Source organism: Paenarthrobacter sp. NPDC092416 (assembly GCF_044755025.1).
Taxonomy (GTDB): Bacteria; Actinomycetota; Actinomycetes; order Actinomycetales; family Micrococcaceae; genus Arthrobacter.
Map to the genome: position 1 here is coordinate 169,574 of NZ_JBIVQG010000009.1, position 18,484 is coordinate 188,057.

Annotated in this window: 18 protein-coding genes and 1 pseudogene; 15 read left to right on the forward strand and 4 right to left on the reverse strand. The window is 61.4% G+C overall.

The window, feature by feature from the left end:
* Nucleotides 1–162: 162 nt before the first annotated feature.
* Nucleotides 163–1,455 (forward strand): sensor histidine kinase, encoded by a 1,293-nt coding sequence (locus tag ACIQC5_RS17130; RefSeq protein ID WP_400284984.1) that lies wholly within the window; start codon nt 163–165, stop codon nt 1,453–1,455.
* The gene (locus ACIQC5_RS17135; protein ID WP_020608526.1) at nt 1,452–2,132 is read left to right on the forward strand and encodes a response regulator transcription factor; all 681 of its coding nucleotides are present in this window, start codon (nt 1,452–1,454) and stop codon (nt 2,130–2,132) included. Before ACIQC5_RS17130 ends, ACIQC5_RS17135 begins: the two co-directional genes overlap by 4 nt.
* A gap of 156 nt (nt 2,133–2,288) precedes the next feature.
* On the opposite strand, the gene ACIQC5_RS17140 is transcribed toward ACIQC5_RS17135, so the two are convergent.
* Nucleotides 2,289–2,825 carry a hypothetical protein gene (locus ACIQC5_RS17140; RefSeq protein ID WP_400284987.1) on the reverse strand — a complete coding sequence of 179 codons (537 nt, stop codon included), beginning with the start codon at nt 2,823–2,825 and terminating at the stop codon, nt 2,289–2,291.
* Between the two features lie 293 nt (nt 2,826–3,118).
* On the opposite strand from ACIQC5_RS17140, the gene ACIQC5_RS17145 reads away from it, so the two are divergent.
* The 6 genes from ACIQC5_RS17145 (at nt 3,119) to rlmB (ending at nt 7,914) form a co-directional block, all read left to right on the forward strand.
* A complete protein-coding gene (locus ACIQC5_RS17145; protein WP_011690592.1) occupies nt 3,119–3,601 on the forward strand; it encodes a CarD family transcriptional regulator in 483 nt (160 codons plus the stop codon).
* Between the two features lie 67 nt (nt 3,602–3,668).
* Nucleotides 3,669–4,451: a 2-C-methyl-D-erythritol 4-phosphate cytidylyltransferase gene (gene ispD / locus ACIQC5_RS17150; RefSeq protein WP_400284918.1), complete on the forward strand. Its 783-nt coding sequence runs from the start codon at nt 3,669–3,671 to the stop codon at nt 4,449–4,451.
* Nucleotides 4,451–4,999, forward strand: coding sequence for a 2-C-methyl-D-erythritol 2,4-cyclodiphosphate synthase (gene ispF / locus ACIQC5_RS17155; protein WP_400284921.1), 549 nt, complete (start codon nt 4,451–4,453; stop codon nt 4,997–4,999). Before ispD ends, ispF begins: the two co-directional genes overlap by 1 nt.
* Nucleotides 4,992–5,348, forward strand: coding sequence for a hypothetical protein (locus ACIQC5_RS17160; RefSeq protein WP_400284924.1), 357 nt, complete (start codon nt 4,992–4,994; stop codon nt 5,346–5,348). Before ispF ends, ACIQC5_RS17160 begins: the two co-directional genes overlap by 8 nt.
* A gap of 35 nt (nt 5,349–5,383) precedes the next feature.
* Entirely contained in the window at nt 5,384–6,841 is a 1,458-nt protein-coding gene (cysS, locus tag ACIQC5_RS17165) for a cysteine--tRNA ligase (RefSeq protein WP_400284926.1), read from the forward strand.
* 80 nt (nt 6,842–6,921) lie between these two features.
* On the forward strand, nt 6,922–7,914 hold the full coding sequence (rlmB, locus tag ACIQC5_RS17170) for a 23S rRNA (guanosine(2251)-2'-O)-methyltransferase RlmB (protein ID WP_400284929.1): 993 nt from the start codon (nt 6,922–6,924) through the stop codon (nt 7,912–7,914).
* A gap of 542 nt (nt 7,915–8,456) precedes the next feature.
* Here the strand turns inward: rlmB and ACIQC5_RS17175 are convergent.
* Together ACIQC5_RS17175 and ACIQC5_RS17180 are read right to left on the reverse strand one after the other, a co-directional pair.
* On the reverse strand, nt 8,457–8,651 hold the full coding sequence (locus tag ACIQC5_RS17175) for a PASTA domain-containing protein (protein ID WP_400284936.1): 195 nt from the start codon (nt 8,649–8,651) through the stop codon (nt 8,457–8,459).
* Nucleotides 8,652–8,996: 345 nt separating this feature from the next.
* Nucleotides 8,997–9,806: a carbon-nitrogen hydrolase family protein gene (locus tag ACIQC5_RS17180; RefSeq protein WP_400284938.1), complete on the reverse strand. Its 810-nt coding sequence runs from the start codon at nt 9,804–9,806 to the stop codon at nt 8,997–8,999.
* A gap of 245 nt (nt 9,807–10,051) precedes the next feature.
* On the opposite strand from ACIQC5_RS17180, the gene glgX reads away from it, so the two are divergent.
* From glgX to ACIQC5_RS17215, 7 genes are all read left to right on the forward strand, one after another.
* A complete protein-coding gene (gene glgX, locus ACIQC5_RS17185; protein WP_400284941.1) occupies nt 10,052–12,184 on the forward strand; it encodes a glycogen debranching protein GlgX in 2,133 nt (710 codons plus the stop codon).
* An 11-nt stretch (nt 12,185–12,195) separates the two neighbouring features.
* Nucleotides 12,196–12,684 carry a ribonuclease domain-containing protein gene (locus ACIQC5_RS17190; RefSeq protein WP_400284943.1) on the forward strand — a complete coding sequence of 163 codons (489 nt, stop codon included), beginning with the start codon at nt 12,196–12,198 and terminating at the stop codon, nt 12,682–12,684.
* Between the two features lie 6 nt (nt 12,685–12,690).
* The gene (locus tag ACIQC5_RS17195; RefSeq protein WP_400284945.1) at nt 12,691–13,050 is read left to right on the forward strand and encodes a barstar family protein; all 360 of its coding nucleotides are present in this window, start codon (nt 12,691–12,693) and stop codon (nt 13,048–13,050) included.
* A gap of 326 nt (nt 13,051–13,376) precedes the next feature.
* Entirely contained in the window at nt 13,377–13,703 is a 327-nt protein-coding gene (locus ACIQC5_RS17200; RefSeq protein ID WP_400284948.1) for a hypothetical protein, read from the forward strand.
* Nucleotides 13,704–13,983: 280 nt separating this feature from the next.
* Entirely contained in the window at nt 13,984–14,742 is a 759-nt protein-coding gene (locus ACIQC5_RS17205; protein WP_400284951.1) for a hypothetical protein, read from the forward strand.
* A 164-nt stretch (nt 14,743–14,906) separates the two neighbouring features.
* Nucleotides 14,907–15,947 carry a hypothetical protein gene (locus ACIQC5_RS17210; RefSeq protein WP_400284953.1) on the forward strand — a complete coding sequence of 347 codons (1,041 nt, stop codon included), beginning with the start codon at nt 14,907–14,909 and terminating at the stop codon, nt 15,945–15,947.
* The gene (locus ACIQC5_RS17215; protein WP_400284956.1) at nt 15,944–17,962 is read left to right on the forward strand and encodes an ATP-binding cassette domain-containing protein; all 2,019 of its coding nucleotides are present in this window, start codon (nt 15,944–15,946) and stop codon (nt 17,960–17,962) included. Before ACIQC5_RS17210 ends, ACIQC5_RS17215 begins: the two co-directional genes overlap by 4 nt.
* Before the next feature lie 97 nt (nt 17,963–18,059).
* On the opposite strand, the pseudogene ACIQC5_RS17220 reads toward ACIQC5_RS17215, so the two are convergent.
* Nucleotides 18,060–18,484: pseudogene (locus ACIQC5_RS17220) on the reverse strand (DUF3417 domain-containing protein); the annotation flags it as partial.

Genomic DNA, 18,484 nt, shown 5'->3' on the forward strand with positions numbered 1-18,484 from the left:
TGGGCGGCGGATTTCAAACCATTGGCAGTCCAACTAGTAACTGTGGCAGGAACCAGTGAACTGTTGCGCATCTTTAGATGAACGTTAGTTGAACCGTCTCCGTTTGGCGCCGGATCAATGCTTTGCCCTGTTTTCACAGCATAAGCTGGACACGTGGATCCGTTGCTCATTGGTGTCGTCGCAGGCTTGGTAGGCCTGTCGTTGGGCGTCTTTGGCATGCTCGCATTCAGGATCAGCGAGCGTCAGCGCAGGATTGTGGACCTGGACGTGACCGAGCCGCTGCTCCCGGAAGGGGCCGCTGAGGTGCTCGCCGTCGTCGGCCGTGCGTTTGTGGTGGTTGACGCGATCGACGGCGTGGTGCGCGCGAGTCCCGCTGCCTACGCCTACGGCCTGGTCCGCGGTCATACAGTGGTGCACAAGCAACTCCTGGACATGACCGCGAAGGTCCGCCGCGACGGCGTGATCCTGGAAGAGCAGTACGAGCTCCCGCGCGGGCCGCTCGGCAAGGGCACCATCGTGGTTCAGGTACGCGCCGCCATGCTTGGTTGGGAGTACATCGTCCTGTTGGCCGATGACCGCACCGAGATCACCCGGACAGAAGAGATTCGCAACGACTTTGTGGCGAACGTGTCCCACGAACTCAAGACCCCCGTGGGCGCCATCTCGCTCCTGGCTGAGGCCCTGGAATCATCGCCGGACGACGAAGAAGCCGTCCGCCGGTTCGCCAAACGCATGCACAAGGAATCCGCCCGGCTCGCCGCCCTGGTGCAGGACATCATCGAACTCTCCCGGCTCCAAGGTGCCAACGTTGCCCAGCAGGGTTTGGCGGTGGATATCAACGCCGTCATTACCGAAGCCGTGGACCGCTCGCAGTTGCCTGCCGAAAGCAAGAACATCCAGATCGTTGTGGGCGGCCACTCCGAGTCCATGGTGTTCGGCGACCGCGACTTGCTGGTCACGGCATTACGCAACCTGATTGACAACGCCATCCGCTACTCGCCGGAGAACACCCGCGTTGGGGTGGGGATCCGGACCAGGGAAGGCGTTGTTGCCATCTCGGTGACGGACCAAGGCGATGGCCTCACCCCCGAGGACCAGGAGCGCGTCTTCGAACGGTTCTACCGCGTGGACGCTGCGCGGTCCCGGCATACGGGCGGCACCGGCCTTGGCCTGAGCATCGTCAAGCACGTTGTGTCCAACCATGGCGGAGAGGTGACCGTTTGGTCGCAGCCCGGCCAAGGGTCCACGTTCACCATTCGCTTGCCGGAGATGGAGGGCCAGGACGACGACGCCGGCCTGCCGGCTCCTGCTGCCACCGCGACTCCCGCGACTCCCGCGGCGACTGCGCTTCCGGCGGCTGCTGCGCTTCCGGCGGCTGCTGCCGCCGTCGAACCCCACCACGTGAATCAACCCACGGGCGCCAGCGGTGCCCAAGAGCAAGGAGCCAGCGCTTGAGCCGGATTTTGATTGTGGAGGACGAGGAGTCCTTCAGCGACCCTCTGTCCTACTTGTTGGGCAAAGAAGGGTTCGATGTCGAGGTTGTGGACAACGGCAGTGACGCCTTGGTGGAGTTCGACCGGAACGGTGCCGACCTCGTCCTGCTGGACCTGCAGCTGCCCGGAACGCCGGGAACGGAAGTGTGCCGCCAGTTGCGGCAGCGCTCCAGCGTGCCGGTCATCATGCTGACCGCCAAGGACTCGGAGATCGACAAGGTGGTGGGCCTGGAGCTCGGTGCCGATGACTACGTCACCAAGCCGTATTCGTCGCGGGAACTCGTGGCCCGCGTCCGTGCGGTATTGCGCCGCCAGGGCGAGCCTGAAGAGCTCATCACCTCCACCGTGCAGGCCGGTCCGGTCCGAATGGACATTGAGCGGCACGTAGTCAGCGTCAATGGCGAGCAGGTTTCGTTGCCGCTGAAAGAGTTTGAACTCCTCGAGATGCTGCTGCGCAACTCCGGTCGCGTGCTGACCCGTGGGCAGCTGATCGACCGCGTGTGGGGCTCCGACTACGTTGGCGATACCAAGACGCTGGACGTCCACGTCAAGCGCCTGCGCAGCAAAATCGAACCCGATCCCTCAGCGCCGCGCTACTTGGTGACGGTGCGTGGGTTGGGCTACAAGTTCGAGCCGTAAAGACGTCACTTCGCGGGTTTGTGTGTGGAGAGCGGCTAAGAGCCGCTCTTTATGTGCACAAACTCCACAGACAACCAAAGGAACAGACAACCAAAGGAAGGGTCCCGCCGCAGCGGAACCCTTCCTTTGTTGTATGCGCTTGTAGCGCGTGGCTTGCTAGTGGCCGGTCGCTGCGGACTCGCTCGTGGTGGCCGTCGGCGACGGCGTTGCCGTGCTGCTCGGCGTGGACGGCAGGTACTTCGCGTACTCGGGAAGCGTGCCGTCTACTACCGGGACGTTGATCTTGGCGGAATCGGAACCGCTGCGGATGGTGACCGGAGTCAGGCCGCCCGGGATGGTACCGGCGCTGCTGAGGACGGCGGCATCGGCGTCGTCGTTCAGGTACGTCTCCGAGTTCGCCTTGACCGGAATTTCGGTCTGGGCGCCGTTGGAGCCGCTGATGGTCAGCGTGGCGTCTGAGCTGGACTTATTGAACACTGCGCCGATTACGCGGCCAGGCTGGTTCTCGCCCGAGGCAACGATCAGGATGTTGCGCAGCTGCAGCTGGCCGAGATCAGCTTTGATCCCGTCCGATGCTGAGTACTGGTGGGAAGTCTGCTGGGCGTTGACGAAACCGCAGCCGGTTACCGACAGAAGACCGACGCCGATTGCAGCCGCCGCAATTGCCAGCTTGCCGCGCTGGACAGGGTTCATCGCAGTAATGCGCACGACACCTACTCCTCAAGAGTCATTGGAACACTTTTCAGCCATAGCCTATCGGCAAACAGCGCGAAACAAGGATTCGGTGAGGCTTTGTGGCGTAGCTCCCGGCAAGAATCCGGCGTGGATGTTGCTTGCTCGAAGCACCTTTCGGGGCTCACGTCAAGGGGGTTGGGGAGGTCGTTTGGGCCCTATTTCCCTTTATTGGCGCGGCTGGAGGGCCCGTCCCGTGCCAGTCGTATGCCTTAATCGTGATAGACTAATCTGCGGGAAAGGGGAAAGTCCACATGGTTTTTGAGGTCGGCGAGACAGTAGTTTACCCTCACCACGGTGCAGCAAAGATTGAGGAAATCAAGATGCGCACCATCAAGGGCGAAGAGAAGATGTATCTCAAGCTCAAGGTGGCTCAGGGTGATCTGACCATTGAAGTTCCAGCAGAGAACGTTGACCTTGTTGGGGTCCGGGACGTAGTGGGCAAAGAAGGCTTGGAGCACGTATTTGACGTCCTCCGCGCCGAGTTCACTGAAGAGCCTACCAACTGGTCACGTCGTTACAAGGCAAACCTGGAGAAGCTTGCTTCGGGCGATGTCATCAAGGTGGCGGAGGTCGTTCGCGATCTTTGGCGTCGTGATCACGATCGCGGCCTTTCCGCAGGTGAGAAGCGCATGCTGGCCAAGGCGCGGCAGATTCTGATTTCAGAACTGGCCCTGGCTGAAAAGACAGACGAAGAGAAGGCGGCAAGCGTTCTCGACGAGGTCTTGGCTTCCTAAGAATTGAACCCCGGCAGCGCGAAAGCGCCGCCGGGGTTTCTTTTTGCCACAAAGTAGGCTTGAGCGCATGAGTATTCCTTCCAAGCGCTCGGTCACGGCCGTCGTCGTTGTTGCTGCCGGTTCCGGTGAGCGCCTCGGCTACGGCATGCCCAAAGCCAAGGTCCCGCTGGGCGGCGAGGCCATCCTGATGCACGCACTTCGTGGCGTCGTCGCCGCAGACGTCGCACGCCAAATCTGCATCGCCGTACCCAGGGGGGATACAGACCTCCGGGAGTTGATTGCGGAGTTCACCGTTGAGCTGGTCGATGGTGGTCCCGAACTGACAGTCGTCGACGGCGGATCCACCCGCGCCGATTCCGTCCGCGCCGCACTGGCTGCTTTGGAAGACGGCACTGAGTCCGTGTTGGTGCATGACGCTGCCCGGGCCTTGACGCCGGAGCGCGTGTTCCAGCGCGTAGCCGATGCCCTTGCCTCGGGCGCCAAGGCCGTTATTCCTGCACTCCCGGTGGTGGACACCATCAAAACCGTGGCCGTCACCAGCGGCGATGACGCGGCAATCGCCCCCGAACTTGTCACGGGTACCGCGCCCAGGGAAGAGCTCCGGGCCGTTCAGACGCCCCAAGGCTTCGAGCTCGCCACTCTGCGCCGCGCTCACCAAGCCGCCGAACTCTTCGACGACAAGCAGTCTGCCGCTGTCACCGATGACGCCATGCTGGTGGAACTCCTGGGCGTTCCCGTCCACGCTGTCCGCGGAGCCAGCCAATCGCTCAAGATCACCACTCCGCTGGATCTCATCATCGCCGAAGGCCTGCTGGAAGGCCCGCTCGGAATCCGGTGGGTGGAAGGCTGATGGCCGGCACCACTCCTGCTGTGATCCTGCCCAGGACAGGCATTGGGATTGACGTTCACGCGTTCGCGCCCGCAGATGACCCTCAGCCACTGTGGTTGGGCGGCCTCCTCTGGGAAGGCCAACAGGGCCTTTCGGGACACTCCGACGGCGACTGCGTGGCCCATGCTGCGGCCGACGCATTGTTCTCCGCCAGCGGGATCGGGGATCTCGGCACGCACTTCGGCACGGACCGCCCGGAGTATGCCGGCGCTTCCGGTGCCACGCTGCTCGCCGAGGCGGCCCGCATTGTCCGTGCCGCAGGCTTTGAGATCGGAAACGTCGCAGTCCAGTTCGTTGCCAACCGCCCCAAGTTCGGCCCACGTCGCGAGGAGTCGCAGCGCGTTCTGAGCGAAGCTGCGGGTGCTCCCGTCAGCGTCACGGCCACCACCAGTGACGGCTTGGGATTCACCGGCCGTGGCGAGGGAATCTCGGCTGTGGCTACGGCCCTCGTGTATCCCCTTGCCGGCTCATCCGAGCCGGGTCCCGCGAAAGGTGCCCCGCATGGTTAAGCCACGTGCCGGCGTCGTACGCCTGCCCGCTGTCCTGGCCGCCGGCCTCGCCGCTGCGCTTCTGCTTGCTGGTTGCGGCGGAACGCCACGGCTGGACGTCAAAGCGAGCTGCGAGTTCCTGAACAACGATTCCTTCAAGCCTGACGGCAACCAACAGCAGCAATCCAAGCAACTCGCCGCGCACTATAGCGAGCTCGGAGAGAAACTGGCCCCGGAGATTGCGGACCCCATCAAAGAGATGGCCAAGATCATGGATAAGGCCGCCGCTTCCTCGCTGGGCGCGGCAACGCAGGAAGAGCAACAGCAGCTCAAGGTCCAGTTCAACAAGATCGGCGAGTTCTGCAAGTAGGCAAGTCACGGCGCGTCATCGGCTAATCTGGAGCGGTGACCCTGCGCTTCTATGACACCGCCTCCGCCGAAGTCCGCGACTTCGTTCCCCTCGAACCCGGCAAGGCCAGCGTGTACTACTGCGGGGCCACTGTTCAGGGTATGCCGCATGTGGGCCACGTCAGGTCCGCCATCGCGTTCGACCAGCTGACCCGTTGGCTCGAGTTCCGTGGGCTTCGCGTGACCGTGGTGCGCAACGTCACTGACATCGACGACAAGATCCTGATCAAGTCCGAGCAGTCGTTTGGTTCCGACTGGGCTGATGAACCAACAGCCGTCGAGGCTGAGGAGTGGTGGGCGCTGGCCTACCGCTACGAGCAGGCATTCGAAGACGCCTATGACACACTCGGTGTTCAGCGCCCCACGTACGAGCCACGCGCCACGGGCCACATCCCGGAGATGCACGCGCTCATCCAAAGACTGATCGACCGCGGCCACGCCTACCCGGCGCCCGATGACTCCGGTGACGTCTACTTCGATGTCCGGTCGTGGAGCAAGTACGGCTCGCTGACGCGCCAGAACATCGACGACATGCAGGGCGCTTCCGACGCCGACCCTCGGGGCAAGCGCGATCCCCGCGACTTCGCGCTCTGGAAGGGCTACAAGGAAGGCGAGCCCGTCAGCGCCCGTTGGGAATCTCCATGGGGCGCCGGGCGGCCTGGATGGCACCTCGAATGCTCCGCGATGGTCACCAAGTACCTCGGCGCGCGGTTCGACATCCACGGCGGCGGACTGGACCTTCGCTTCCCGCATCACGAGAACGAAATGGCCCAGTCGCAGGCTGCGGGCGACGAGTTCGCCAACTTCTGGATGCACAACGGCATGGTCACCTACGAGGGTGAAAAGATGTCCAAGTCCATCGGCAACACCGTGAGCCCCGGCGAGATGCTGGAACTGGCTTCGCCACGGGTAGTCCGTTATTACCTGGGCCAGGCGCACTACCGGTCCGTGCTGGACTACCGGCCCACGTCGCTGCAGGAAGCCGCCGCAGCAGTCGAACGCATCGATGGTTTCATCGCGAAGGCCGGGGCCAAGGTGGGCGGTGTGTCCTCTTCGGACGTCGCTCCGCAGGGCAACATGCCGGCTGCATTTGCGGCAGCCATGGACGACGACCTCAACGTGCCGCAGGCCCTCGGCGTGCTGCACGAGACCGTCCGGTCAGGCAACACCGCCTTGGCCGCAGGCGACCTCGACGGTACGAAGTCCGCGCTGTACAGCGTCATCTCCATGACCCAGGTCCTTGGCCTCGACGCCGTGAAGCGGCCCGAGGCAGTGCAGGGCCGTGAACATGCCGCATTGGAAGTACTGGTGGAAGCGCAACTTGAAGCCCGCGCGGCCGCCAGGGCCAATAAGGACTGGGCTGCGTCCGATGCGATCCGTGACACTCTCGCCGCAGCGGGGGTCGTCGTCGAAGATGGTGCGGAAGGTGCTACCTGGAGCCTTAAACGCGACTGATGATCGGGCGCTGCGGCCGAATTGCATCGGGTCAGTAGACTTGATTCCAGACTTACTCACAAAATCAAGGATGGAATCTCATGGCCAACAATGGTCGCCGGTCGGTCAAGCAAAAGAAGGGCCCCTCCACCGGAACCGGTGGCCATGGCCGCAAGGCCCTGGAGGGCAAGGGTCCCACGCCTAAGGCGGAGGACCGTACCTACCACAAGGCATACAAGAACAAGCAGCTGGCAGAGCGTTCGGCTGCCAAGCGTGGCACGGGCACCCGCCCGGGCGGCGCAGGTGCCCGCTCCGGCCCCAAGGGTCGCGCTACCGAAGAGCTGGTCACCGGCCGCAACTCCGTAGTCGAGGCACTGCGCGCCGGCATCCCGGCGAAGGCACTGCACGTGGCCATCCGCATTGAGATGGACGATCGCGTCAAGGAGTCCCTCAAGCTCGCGGCCGAGCGCGGCATCCCGCTGCTCGAAACCGGCAAGCCTGAGCTGGACCGCATGACCGAGGACGCAGTCCACCAGGGCCTCGTCCTGCAGATCCCGCCGTACGAGTACGAGGACGCTTACGACCTCGCCGAGGAAACCCTCGCCAAGTGGAAGAAGGGCCACGTCGCCAACGCCCCGATCTTCGTGGCTCTGGACGGCATCACAGACCCCCGCAACCTTGGCGCGATCATCCGCTCCGTTTCCGCGTTCAGCGGCCACGGTGTGATCGTCCCCGAGCGTCGCAGCGTCGGCGTCACCGCGTCCGCCTGGAAGACCAGCGCCGGTGCCGCTGTCCGCGTACCCGTGGCTCGCGCGTCGAACCTCAACAACGCGCTCAAGCAGTTCAAGAACATGGGCATCTACGTGCTCGGCCTGGACGGCGACGGCGACGTTTCGCTGCCCGACCTTACCGTCGCTACCGAACCCGTCTGCATCGTGGTGGGCTCCGAAGGCAAGGGCCTCAGCCGCCTCGTCCGCGAAAACTGCGACCAGATCGTGTCGATCCCCATCGACTCCGCCATGGAATCGTTGAACGCTTCGATGGCCGTTGGTATCTCGCTGTACGAAGTGTCGAGGCAGCGCGCCGCCAAGTAAACCTCAGTAAGGCGCCGCAAGCGCTATCCTCCGCGTGCTCGTTCGTTTCCCGCTTCGACGCACGCTTCCGGATGCCGCTTGCGGCGCCTTTCAGCGCTCTCTCACGACCCGCGGGTTTTTCGGGTTCCCTCTGTCAGGTCCCGCGGGTTTTTCGGGTTCCCTCTGTCACGTCCTGCGGGTTTTTTGGGTTCCTTCTGTCAGGTCCTGCGGGGGCGCGCTCCCGTTATGAACTTCCCGACGGCGGAAATCTGGTTGGGCGGCTCACAACGTAACGGTGGGTCTGGGCTCGCTTGATGGGCCTGGCCCGGCATGTTTCTGGCGGTCCGACCGGTGCGGTCAAGCAACGCTCTCTCTTTGGGTGAGTAGTGCCAGTCAGTGGGGCTGATTCGCTGGAGTCCGCCCGACTGACAAGTTCTCTCGAACTGCTCTCACTCGTCCTTCTCAGCCTCCGCAAGAAGCGCGGGAGGGAGCCCGCCCTTCTGCGCAGGCACGTCGCTTCGGGTTTGACCGTCCTCAACGAAAGTAATCCTGATTTGGCTCCCTCACTCAAGGACCGACCCTGCGGGAGGATCCTGGGAAGTCACCCAAAACAGCCCCGGCCATGTACGCGAACGGATCCCCGGCCCGTCAAGGTTCCCGTCTGTGAGACCCAGCCCGATGTTCGCCGCCATCTCTTCTACAACATGCACAGGCTGCCCAACAAGATCGGGAACAGTCACCGCGCGACGTTCAACCATCTCTTCATCTCCTTAGAGCCTGAGCGGCTGGACCGGTGAACAGCCTTCTTCCCACACGATAGCGCTGGCTGCTGCCCGGAGGGGCCGGGATGTGGGAGAGGGTTGCCCGCGAGGGGCCAGGATGTGGGAGAGGGTTGGCCCGGAGGGGCCGGGATGTGGGAGATGGTTGCCCGGGAGGGGCCGGGATGTGGGAGATGGTTGGCCGGGAGGGGCCGGGATGTGGGAGATGGTTGGCCGGGAGGGGCCGGGATGTGGGAGATGGTTGGCCGGGAGGGGCCGGGATGTGGGAGAGGGTTGGCCGGGAGGGGCCGGGATGTGGGAGAGGGTTGGCCGGGAGGGGCTGGGTTAGAAGTCGCGGCGGTTGGCCAGCACGGGGAGTTTTTGGCGGGCGTCGTCTACCTCGGACCGGTCCAGATCCGCGAACAGAAGCCCGGGCTCGCCGTCGAGGGCTTCCAGGACCTGACCGAAGGGGGAGACGACGGCGGAATGTCCCACACCGGTGGGTGCAGTGCCCTTCACGGAGATCCCCTGGGTGGCGGGATCACCCTGGCCGCAGGCCAACACGAACGTGGTGGTGTCCACTGCACGTGCCCGGGCCAGGAGTTGCCACTGCTCGGCCTTGCCCGGACCGGAACCCCAGGACGCGGAAACGATGTTGACCACGGCACCTCGTTGGGCATTGGCCGTAAACAGGGCAGGGAAGCGAATGTCGTAGCACGTGGCCAATCCGAAGGTGAGGCCTCCGGCGTCGAACGTTACGGGGTCTGTACCGGCCTCTACGGTGTCGGACTCCGCGAAGCCGAACGCGTCGAAGAGGTGGATTTTGTCGTAACTGGTCTCCACACCGGGACCGGTGGCGATCAGGGTGTTCCGTACTCGTCGCGAGCCTGCGTCCGAGGGAGCGCCGGGGGTGAACATTCCTGCAACGATCACCACGTCCAATTCCAAGGCGAGCTCGCGCACGCGGCTGGCCCACGGACCGTCGAGTGGCTCGGCGATGTCCAGCAGCGAATTCCCGAACGCACGCATCATCGCTTCCGGGAAGACCACCAATTCGGCGCCGCCGTCCTTGGCCCGCCGGGCGTACTCCTCGAGGAGCCGCAAATTGCTGTCCAGATCCCGGCCGGTGATGACTTGGGCGAGTGCCACGCGCACGATTGAACCTCCAGTTGTCGTGGTTCCAGTATTGCAAGTGTGCACGGAGCACGCGAAGCGTCCGTTTGACACATTTGGACGCACGGAAACAGTGTGCAAGCCTGGCGCCACAGCAGCGTTCCAGCACGTGAACGGCCCATGCCAGTACAACAGCGACCGAACACGTGTCCGAGTTCATCGCGAGAGTGACGTCACATGTACCCACGGAGCCGCACTGAGTGTGTGTGGAACTAAACTTGCAATCAATGGTTATGCCTATTTTGGACACAGCAGCCACCGTGGATTCGTCCCGGCCTACGCCGCTCGGGTTGAGCACGCCTCAGCCCGGGCCTTTCGACGTGGAGGCCCCGCCAAACCACCTCTCGCCACAAAACCACCAAGTCAACGTCGCTGTTTTCGCGCCTGATCTGGACCAAGTTGAACTCGCATACCAAGCTCCCGGAGACGGCTGGAGGGTGCACACCCTTCCGAACGTGGAGGACGGCGTGCACTTCGGCATCGTGAACGGGATGCCGCCCGGAACGCGCTATGGTTTCCGCGCGGCGCCAGCTGAGGGCGGGCTGCCGCTTTCGGTCCCGACAGTGGACTTCGACGACGACGGCGAGCAGACGCTGCTGCTCGATCCCTATGGTCGTGCCGTGGACCAGAGGGGCGAATTTCTCACTAGCGTTCACATGGCCACCGGTTTCGATTGGGGTGACGACCGTCCCCCGCGTACACCCTTGCGTACGTCGGTGATCTACGAAGCCCACGTTCGCGGGCAGTCGATGCTTCACCCGGATATCCCTGAGCACCTACGGGGGACGTATGCAGGGATGGCCCACCCGGTCATGATCCAGCACCTCACCGAGCTCGGCGTCACGGCTGTGCAGCTGCTGCCCATCCACTTCCATCTTGATGAGGCCCATCTCCAGGACCTTGGCCTGACCAATTACTGGGGATACAACACGGCGGCGTTCTTCGCCCCGCATGCTGATTACGCCACCGAGGCCGCCCGGAACGCGGGCCCGCACGCGGTGCAGGATGAGCTGAAGGGCATGATCAAGCTCCTTCATGCTGCGGGCATCGAGGTCCTCCTTGACGTTGTCTACAACCACACAGCAGAGGCCGGACCGGACATGCCTGCCCTGAGTTTCCGGGGCTTGGCCGAGGACCGGTACTACCGTCACGACGCCCACGGGCGCTATCTGGACACCACGGGTTGCGGCAACACCCTGGACTTCAGCGATCCTGTGGTTGTGGACCTGGCCTTGGATTCCCTGCGCTACTGGGTCAACGAGTTCCATGTGGACGGGTTCCGGTTCGATCTTGCGGTGACCCTGTGCCGCGACGCCGGCAATCAGTTCGATCCGCGGCACCCCTTCCTCCGGGCGATCGAGGAGGATCCCGTCCTTTCGGCTGTGAAGCTGATCTCAGAACCGTGGGATGTGGGCTACGGGGGCTGGCAGACGGGCCGTTTCCCGCCCGGGTGGTCGGACTGGAACGATCACTTCCGCGACGGCGTCCGCCGGTTCTGGTTGTCCGACCAGGCCGCCATGGAGGCCGGGGGCCAAGGAGGCTCCATTGCGTCGTTGGCAGAGATCATGGCCGGCTCCGAGAGCGTGTTCGCATCTTCCGGACGTACTCGCTTGGCTTCGGTCAACTTCGTCACGGCACACGACGGATTCACGCTCAAGGACCTTGTGAGCTATGACCGCAAGCACAACGAGGCCAACGGCGAGCAGAATCGTGACGGCCACGGCGACAACCGCAGTTACAACCACGGTTTCGAGGGCCGCAGCGAGGACGAGTCGATTGTGGCCGCCCGTGCGCTGTCCGTCCGGAACCTCATGGCCACGCTACTGCTGTCCATCGGTGTGCCCATGATCACCGCTGGTGATGAGCTCGGCCGGACGCAGCAGGGCAACAACAACGCTTATTGCCAGGACAACCCGACGGCATGGCTGGACTGGAGCCGGACCTCCGAAGCCAACGCCATGTTCAGGACCACGCAGGAGCTCGTGAAGCTTCGCCGCTGGTTCTTGCGCCACCAGCCCGAGAACTTCCCGGCGAAGGCCAACGACGCGAGCCTGCAGTGGTTCGATGACAAAGGCAAGCGCATGACGCCGGCGCGCTGGAACGATCCCAATGTGCGGTCAGTGCAGCTCCTGATGGGTTCGGAAGACAGCGAAGTTCGGGGGCTGATCGTGGTGAACGGCAGCAACCAGGACATGAAAATGGTGCTGCCCGAGATTCTGAGCGAAACGGGAATCGGCAAGCGCATGTTCGAGTTGCGCTTCACCACCTCCGTGCTGCACGAACGCCGGAAGGGCGCGTTGGTGGCGTCTGGGGAGCGGGATATCCTGCAAGCCAACACCATCAACATTTACCGCACCTAGGAGCTCCAGGCATGAACCGAAGCAGCAGCAAACTGCTGGCCTTCGCTGGTCTGGTGATCGCCGTCGTCGTGCTGGTGGCCGCCATGGTGGGCGGCACTTCGCTGACGGGCCCTGCCAGCGTGTCAACCACGACGTCGGAGCCTGGCTTCGGCTCGTCGGCGGCTTCTGCGCAACCCGGCCAAGCGACGCCCGCGGCGGCCGTGCAGAATCCCTCGGGCCTCCCCGAGATCAATGCCTCTCAGTTGCCTCAGGAAGCCCGGCAGACGCTGGCACTTATCGCCAAAGGCGGCCCATATCCGTATGACCGTGATGGCGTGAATTTCGGCAATTTCGAAGGCCTTCTGCCCAAGAAGTCCGGCGGCTACTACCGGGAGTACACGGTTACGACGCCGGGAGAGTCGGACCGTGGTGCCCGGAGGATTATTGTGGGCAGGGACTCCGCCAAGTTCTACACGGCGGACCACTACGACTCGTTCAAGTTCATCGTCGAAGGCAAGTAGGAGCCCATGAAGATCTATTCCGCAGATACCTGGACCCTCGACGAACTGCAGGAGCAGGTGTCCGACGCTGGCCGAAGGACCATCCTTGTCCCTCCCGCTACCACCAAGCAGGCAGTCCTTGAGGTGTTCGGCCAGGTCCTGGATTTCCCGGAGTATTACGGCGTGAACCTGGACGCCCTCAACGACTCCCTGCACGACTTCGCCGATGCCCTGTCCGACGACGGCGGCACACCGGTCACCATGATTTGGCAGGTCCCCGCGACCTACCGCACGGACCGTTCCTTCGCCGTGGTTTGCGAAATCCTGCAAGACGCCGAAAAGTATGCCGGCCGAGACCTCGCAGTCATTGCAGTGTTCCAGCATTAGTCGCGCCGAAGTCAGTTCCAGGTAGACGCACGCCTAACAGCAACTGCGCTGACCGATCTGACGACGAGCTGTGACGTAGTCATTAGTGGTTCCCGCGCGAGTTATGACAACCGCCGAAATAGGCTTAAGTGGTGCGTGCAACCTGATCGTGATGCGAAAAATTGAATATTTCTATGTTCGCTTCGAATATTTCAATAGTTTGAAATTAAGAGTGTTGATGGATACATTTTCGGAGAGGCAATAGTGTGCCTCGTCACTTGCGTTTTGGGGAACGCGCAGAGTTAATTGCTGACCTCATGTCGCACGAGCCGAATGAGGACCAGAACATGAAAAAGCTCACACGGGCGGCTGCTGTCGTCGCACTTTCCACTGCGGCACTTTTTGCCGCAAGCCAGTCTGCGAATGCAAGCATCTTTTACGACAATAATGACTACGGCGGCGCTACGTACGGAGCCGACAATTCGACCTGGATGGGGTCGTTTGACAACAAGGCAAGTTCGGTTAAGAACTTCGGCTACTACGTAACCTGGTGGCAAGACATCAACTACGGCGGTGCTGGCTTCGGCAGCGCTAACGACTACAGCGCCATGGGTTGGTACGTGCCCTTCTTGGGAACGTGGAATGACAACATCAGCAGCTACCACCGGGGCTAAAACCAACCCGCTGCTCGCTTAACACAGATTGAGCAGCACCATGCTTTGACCTGCCGATCAAAGTATCGGCAGGTCAAAGTTGCTGTCTGAGAAGAGGTTCGGCTGCTCAGTTGAGACGCCAGAAGTGAGATGGGAAGCGGAAGTGTCGAGAAGAATTCCTGAACGAAGGGCGCGCTGGACAAGGTGTGTTGTGGTCTCGCTAGCCATGGGCGTAGCTTTGGCTAGTTCATCCTGTTCTGGGGCCGCGGGCAGTTCAATCACCCCAGACCCATCTGGAAAAGTGAATCTGGACTACGAAAATTCTCTGATTGTGTTCCCAGTTGATGCGTATGGAATTTCGGCTCGTGACCGCTATCAGATTCTCCTTGCACGGGAAGTCATTATGACTACGTGCATGATGAAATTTGGCTTTATCGATGATCCGAACGCGGCTTATCCGAAGGCGGAGAACCGGAACTTCGGGGTGTGGAACGTTGATCGCGTGAGACAGCACGGCTTCCGGCTTATTGGAGAAGAGTCTCAATCGAACCGGAAGCACGATGAGGCAGGCGCGTGGGGGGACGCCAGATACGAGTGTCTTGCCAGTGAAAAGAGCAAGATCGATGAAATCACTCCACCGGACGATCTTATGAACGGGGGTACTGCAGCGGAAATTGCCTTGAAGAGCCTGGGTATGGCATCAGAAACTGATGCCTGGAAAGCCGCCAAAGACGACTGGGAAAATTGCATCTCAGCGGCCGGATTGACGCCGGGACGGGACGCCGCCAACGCGAAGTGGTCGAGTCAGCAGTCCTTTGATCTGCAGGTGAGGACAGATCAGCAAAACCCGTCGAAGTCGGACGCCGCTGAGGGCGTCCGAATCGCCACGATTGAAGCCGAATGCAATCAGCAGGTACGGCTAACCCAAACGCTCGGCGATATTCAAGCAAGCTACCAGTTGCCGCTCATAAGGCAGAATGAGGCAGTTCTTACTGAGCTCAAGAAGAAGAGCCAGAAGTACGTGGATGCCGCTGAGAAGTTGTTGAAAGAGACGCAGTGAAGGATGGCGAGTCCAAGAGAGCGGCGGCAGCTGTTGGCTTGACGCGACTCTCGCGACGGTGGCTGGTCGTCCTGTTGGCAGTGACCGCAGTCACTTCGGCAGGGGTGGGCCTACTGGCTGGACGCATCTTTGACCAATCAGAGGTCATTCGGCCAGAGGACTCTATGGCTGAGGTCCCCGTCTTTGCAACGGTTGAAAACCGTGTTGTCGACGACCGGCTAACGTTTGCAGGAGTCATAAAGGCCGGCCCGGAAGTGCCGATCCTCATCGACTTAGAGGGACAAGAACCAATTGTCGTGCGTCAGACGCTTAAGGCGGGGGAAACCTTAGAGTGGGGCGACCTTGCGGGGGTAGTTTCCGGCAAGCCCTATTTCGTTCTGCCGGGTCCGCTCCCGTTGTATCGGGATCTCTCTCAAGGTGATGAGGGAGATGACGTGTTGGCTCTGCAACGGGCGCTTACGCAGATGGGGTACGTCACTCACGAAACTGGTCGCTTGGACAGCACAACCATGGAAGCTGCATCCTCCTTCTTTGCCAGCGAGGGATTCACCTTGAGCAGCGGGCGAATGCCCGCCGAGAAGAGTCACCAAGTCGAACCTGGAGCTACACCGGAAAACCCTGCACCAGACGGCTCGAAAACCCCTGCGGTGTCGATACCGTTCAGGCAACTACTAGTCCTCCCCGTCGCTGGTGCGACCGTAATCTCCGCGCTGGACATAGGGCAGAAAGTTACGGTCCAAAGCCCTCTCGCCACGTTTCAGACCGAAAACAACTTCGTTGAGTTCATCGCCGAGGTCCAGCAGGCTGAATCTCTCAAGGCTGGGCAGGATGTCACTGTCAGGGTCGCGGAGAAGCAACTGACCGGACGGATAACTGCAGTAGGTCCGTTCACGGATGCGGGGAACGGGCAACGTGCAGGACATCCCGTGACGGTAGAGGCCACAACTAAGGCAGATCTTGCCTTATTTACCCCCAACTTAAGCGTCACTGTGGCAGGTCAGGGTAGTGCGGCACAGGCTCTCGCAGTGCCGTTATCCGGTATTCGACAGGACGCCGATGGGGCTTACGTTCTCAGAAGCCCGGGGGGCGATAGAAGTACAAAGGGCCCCGCAAAACGTGTCCCCATCACGGTTCTTCGGTCAGGGGGAGGTTTCGCCGCAGTCGCTGGTGATCTCAGCGAGGGAGACGAGGTCCAAATATCGTGACGACTTCGCGATCGGGGCCTCTCGCACGTAGAGCGGGCGATGCAGGCTCCGATGGCACATTGGCCATCAGCTTGGAGAGAGTTTCGCGCATATATCCGGGTGGCGGACCCGCGGCACTATCTGACGTCTCACTGGCAATTGAGTCAGGTGAGTTCGTGTCCATTGTGGGCCCTTCTGGCTCGGGGAAATCGACGCTTTTGAACATCATGGGCTTGTTGGACAGAGCCAGTTCCGGACGTCTCGCAATTCGTGGTCAGGCCGTAGAAGCCGCTTCAGAACGAAACCTCGACACGGTGCGTCTAAACTTGATCGGGTTTGTCTTCCAGTCGTCAAATGTCATCGGTGACGATAACGTGATAAGCAATGCTGCTATCGGGTTGCGGGTCCAGGGCGTGCCGATGGACGAGCGGGCATTGGCTGCCTTGGACGCGCTGGAGTTCGTGGGGCTGGAGCATAAGCGCATGGTCCAAGCTAAGCTCCTGTCAGGCGGAGAACGGCAACGGCTTGCAATAGCAAGGGCAATTGCAACGCACCCGCGGATCATCCTTGCCGACGAGCCGACCGGCAATCTTGATTCCACCAACAGTAGTCGGGTCATCGAATACCTTCGGAAGCTCAACTCCGAGGGTGTCACCGTAATTGTCATCACCCATGATTTGGATGTGGCGAACCAAGCGAATCGCCGGATTGAGATCCGGGACGGTCGAATCACGAGTGACATCAAAACCAATAATCATCCCAAGCCGCGATATAAGGTCCCGGCCCACCCAACGCCCTTCGTTGTGTCAAGCCAGCAGTCATGGGTGTCCAGCTTCGCCCAGTGCCTCTTGGATGACTGGGGTGATGCGCTTACTGCACTCTCCGCCCGTACCATCCGAACGATGCTCCTCATCCTTGCCTTTGCCATTGCCATTGGCGGGATGACGGGTGCCCTTGGTATCAGTTCGACCACTTCGAATGCCATTAACAATCGGCTCGCGATTGCGTCCCAGGATACGCTGTCCATGACCGTCGGAGACGGACCTGCTGTGCTTCCAAGCGATTTCGATGGACTTCGTTCCGGGGTAGATCGCATTACCCGCGTTCCTCATGTAGTTGGCGCATCCTATGTTTACTCTGCGGTTCCGGCAGACGTACGTATTACACGGGTTGGACCTTCCGACCTGGAACCTGAAACGCCATTGTCACTTCATTCCTCCTCGAAGAACTACTTCGATGACTTCGAAATCCAGCTGATTCCCGACAACAGCCGGAGTGCCCTCGACGACCCACGAGCTGGTCCTCTCGCAGTAGTCTCGACCAAGGCAGCAAACGCGCTGGACATCCCGTACAGCAAGAAAACCGGGCCGGTGGTAGGGGCGAGCATATGGATCGATGACCGACTTGTCCCGGTTGTTGGTGTATTCGATCCCGGTCCAAATTTCCCTGAGTACGCCAACTCCGTATTCGTAGACGCCAGCATCATGCGTGGCGTATCCAGGACCGACCTAAAAATTCAAGTTAGAACTGAAAAGGGCTTCTCGGCTGCGATCGCGCAAGTAGCACCGCTGGCGTACTCGCCGAGCGACCCCGGGAAGGCAAAGGTAGACGTCACGGCCGATATTCAGTCGATCAGGCAGGGTGTCTCAAATGATCTCGGGTCACTCATTGCTTCGCTATCGCTTGTCCTGATGCTCCTGGCCATTATCACTGCGGCTTCCTCAATGTACCTGACCGTTCAGAGCCGGTCGGCAGAGATAGCCCTTCGACGAGCGATCGGCTCAAGTCGATGGCTGATTTGCCGATCCTTCATTCTTGAGGGCTTCATCGTTGGAATAACAGCAGGTTCACTTGGCGGCATCATCGGAACCATGACCACGCTTTGTGTCTCGTGGATCCAAGCCTGGCCGCCTGTGTTGCCGTCAGATCTATGGCTGGTTGGAATCCTTCTAGGTACGGCCACCGGTATTGTGAGCGCCATATATCCTGCCTGGGTCGCCAGCCGCAAAGATCCCGCGATTGCAATTCGGGGCTAGCGAGCCCACAAGTCTCCAGATCTGACTTAAACGTCTCTGGCCCGCTTTTCCGTCGTTGGGCAACAACGAATAAGCGGGCCAGCAACGTTCTTAGGACTTACGCGTTGGCGATCAACCCCAGCTCGGCTTTTGATGCCAGTGCCGAGTGCTTGGGGAAGACACGGACGGTGTAGCCGAACGAGCCCGAGCGGTTGATGACCACGGAACCGTGGAAGAGGTGGCGTCCGCCGCCGAGGTCTTCCAAGGAACCCAGTTCAGCCACTACGACGTCTTCGAGTTCGTCGGTTTCTTCGGCGCGGCCGAAGGCTACTTCGACGGTGACGTCGTCGGGGGTGAGGTTGTTGAGGGCGATGTAGGCGTTGACGTGGAGGGTGTCGCCTACTTGGGGTTCTTCGGAGACGCCTACGGAGTCGACGTGTTCCACCATGACCTGTGGCCAGGCGTTGCGGATTTTGGTGGTCCAGGCGGCGAGTTCCTTGGCTTCTTTGAATGCTTCGGCGGTGGCCCGGCGTCCGGATTTGG

Bases quoted from the DNA above. Each gene is read 5' to 3' on its own strand.
- ACIQC5_RS17140 (WP_400284987.1), bottom strand. From the start codon at position 2,825: ATGAACCCTGTCCAGCGCGGCAAGCTGGCAATTGCGGCGGCTGCAATC.
- ACIQC5_RS17145 (WP_011690592.1), top strand. From the start codon at position 3,119: ATGGTTTTTGAGGTCGGCGAGACAGTAGTTTACCCTCACCACGGTGCA.
- ispD (WP_400284918.1), top strand. From the start codon at position 3,669: ATGAGTATTCCTTCCAAGCGCTCGGTCACGGCCGTCGTCGTTGTTGCT.
- ispF (WP_400284921.1), top strand. From the start codon at position 4,451: ATGGCCGGCACCACTCCTGCTGTGATCCTGCCCAGGACAGGCATTGGG.
- ACIQC5_RS17160 (WP_400284924.1), top strand. From the start codon at position 4,992: ATGGTTAAGCCACGTGCCGGCGTCGTACGCCTGCCCGCTGTCCTGGCC.
- rlmB (WP_400284929.1), top strand. From the start codon at position 6,922: ATGGCCAACAATGGTCGCCGGTCGGTCAAGCAAAAGAAGGGCCCCTCC.
- ACIQC5_RS17175 (WP_400284936.1), bottom strand. From the start codon at position 8,651: ATGGTTGAACGTCGCGCGGTGACTGTTCCCGATCTTGTTGGGCAGCCT.
- glgX (WP_400284941.1), top strand. From the start codon at position 10,052: ATGGTTATGCCTATTTTGGACACAGCAGCCACCGTGGATTCGTCCCGG.
- ACIQC5_RS17190 (WP_400284943.1), top strand. From the start codon at position 12,196: ATGAACCGAAGCAGCAGCAAACTGCTGGCCTTCGCTGGTCTGGTGATC.
- ACIQC5_RS17195 (WP_400284945.1), top strand. From the start codon at position 12,691: ATGAAGATCTATTCCGCAGATACCTGGACCCTCGACGAACTGCAGGAG.
- ACIQC5_RS17200 (WP_400284948.1), top strand. From the start codon at position 13,377: ATGAAAAAGCTCACACGGGCGGCTGCTGTCGTCGCACTTTCCACTGCG.
- ACIQC5_RS17210 (WP_400284953.1), top strand. From the start codon at position 14,907: ATGGCTGAGGTCCCCGTCTTTGCAACGGTTGAAAACCGTGTTGTCGAC.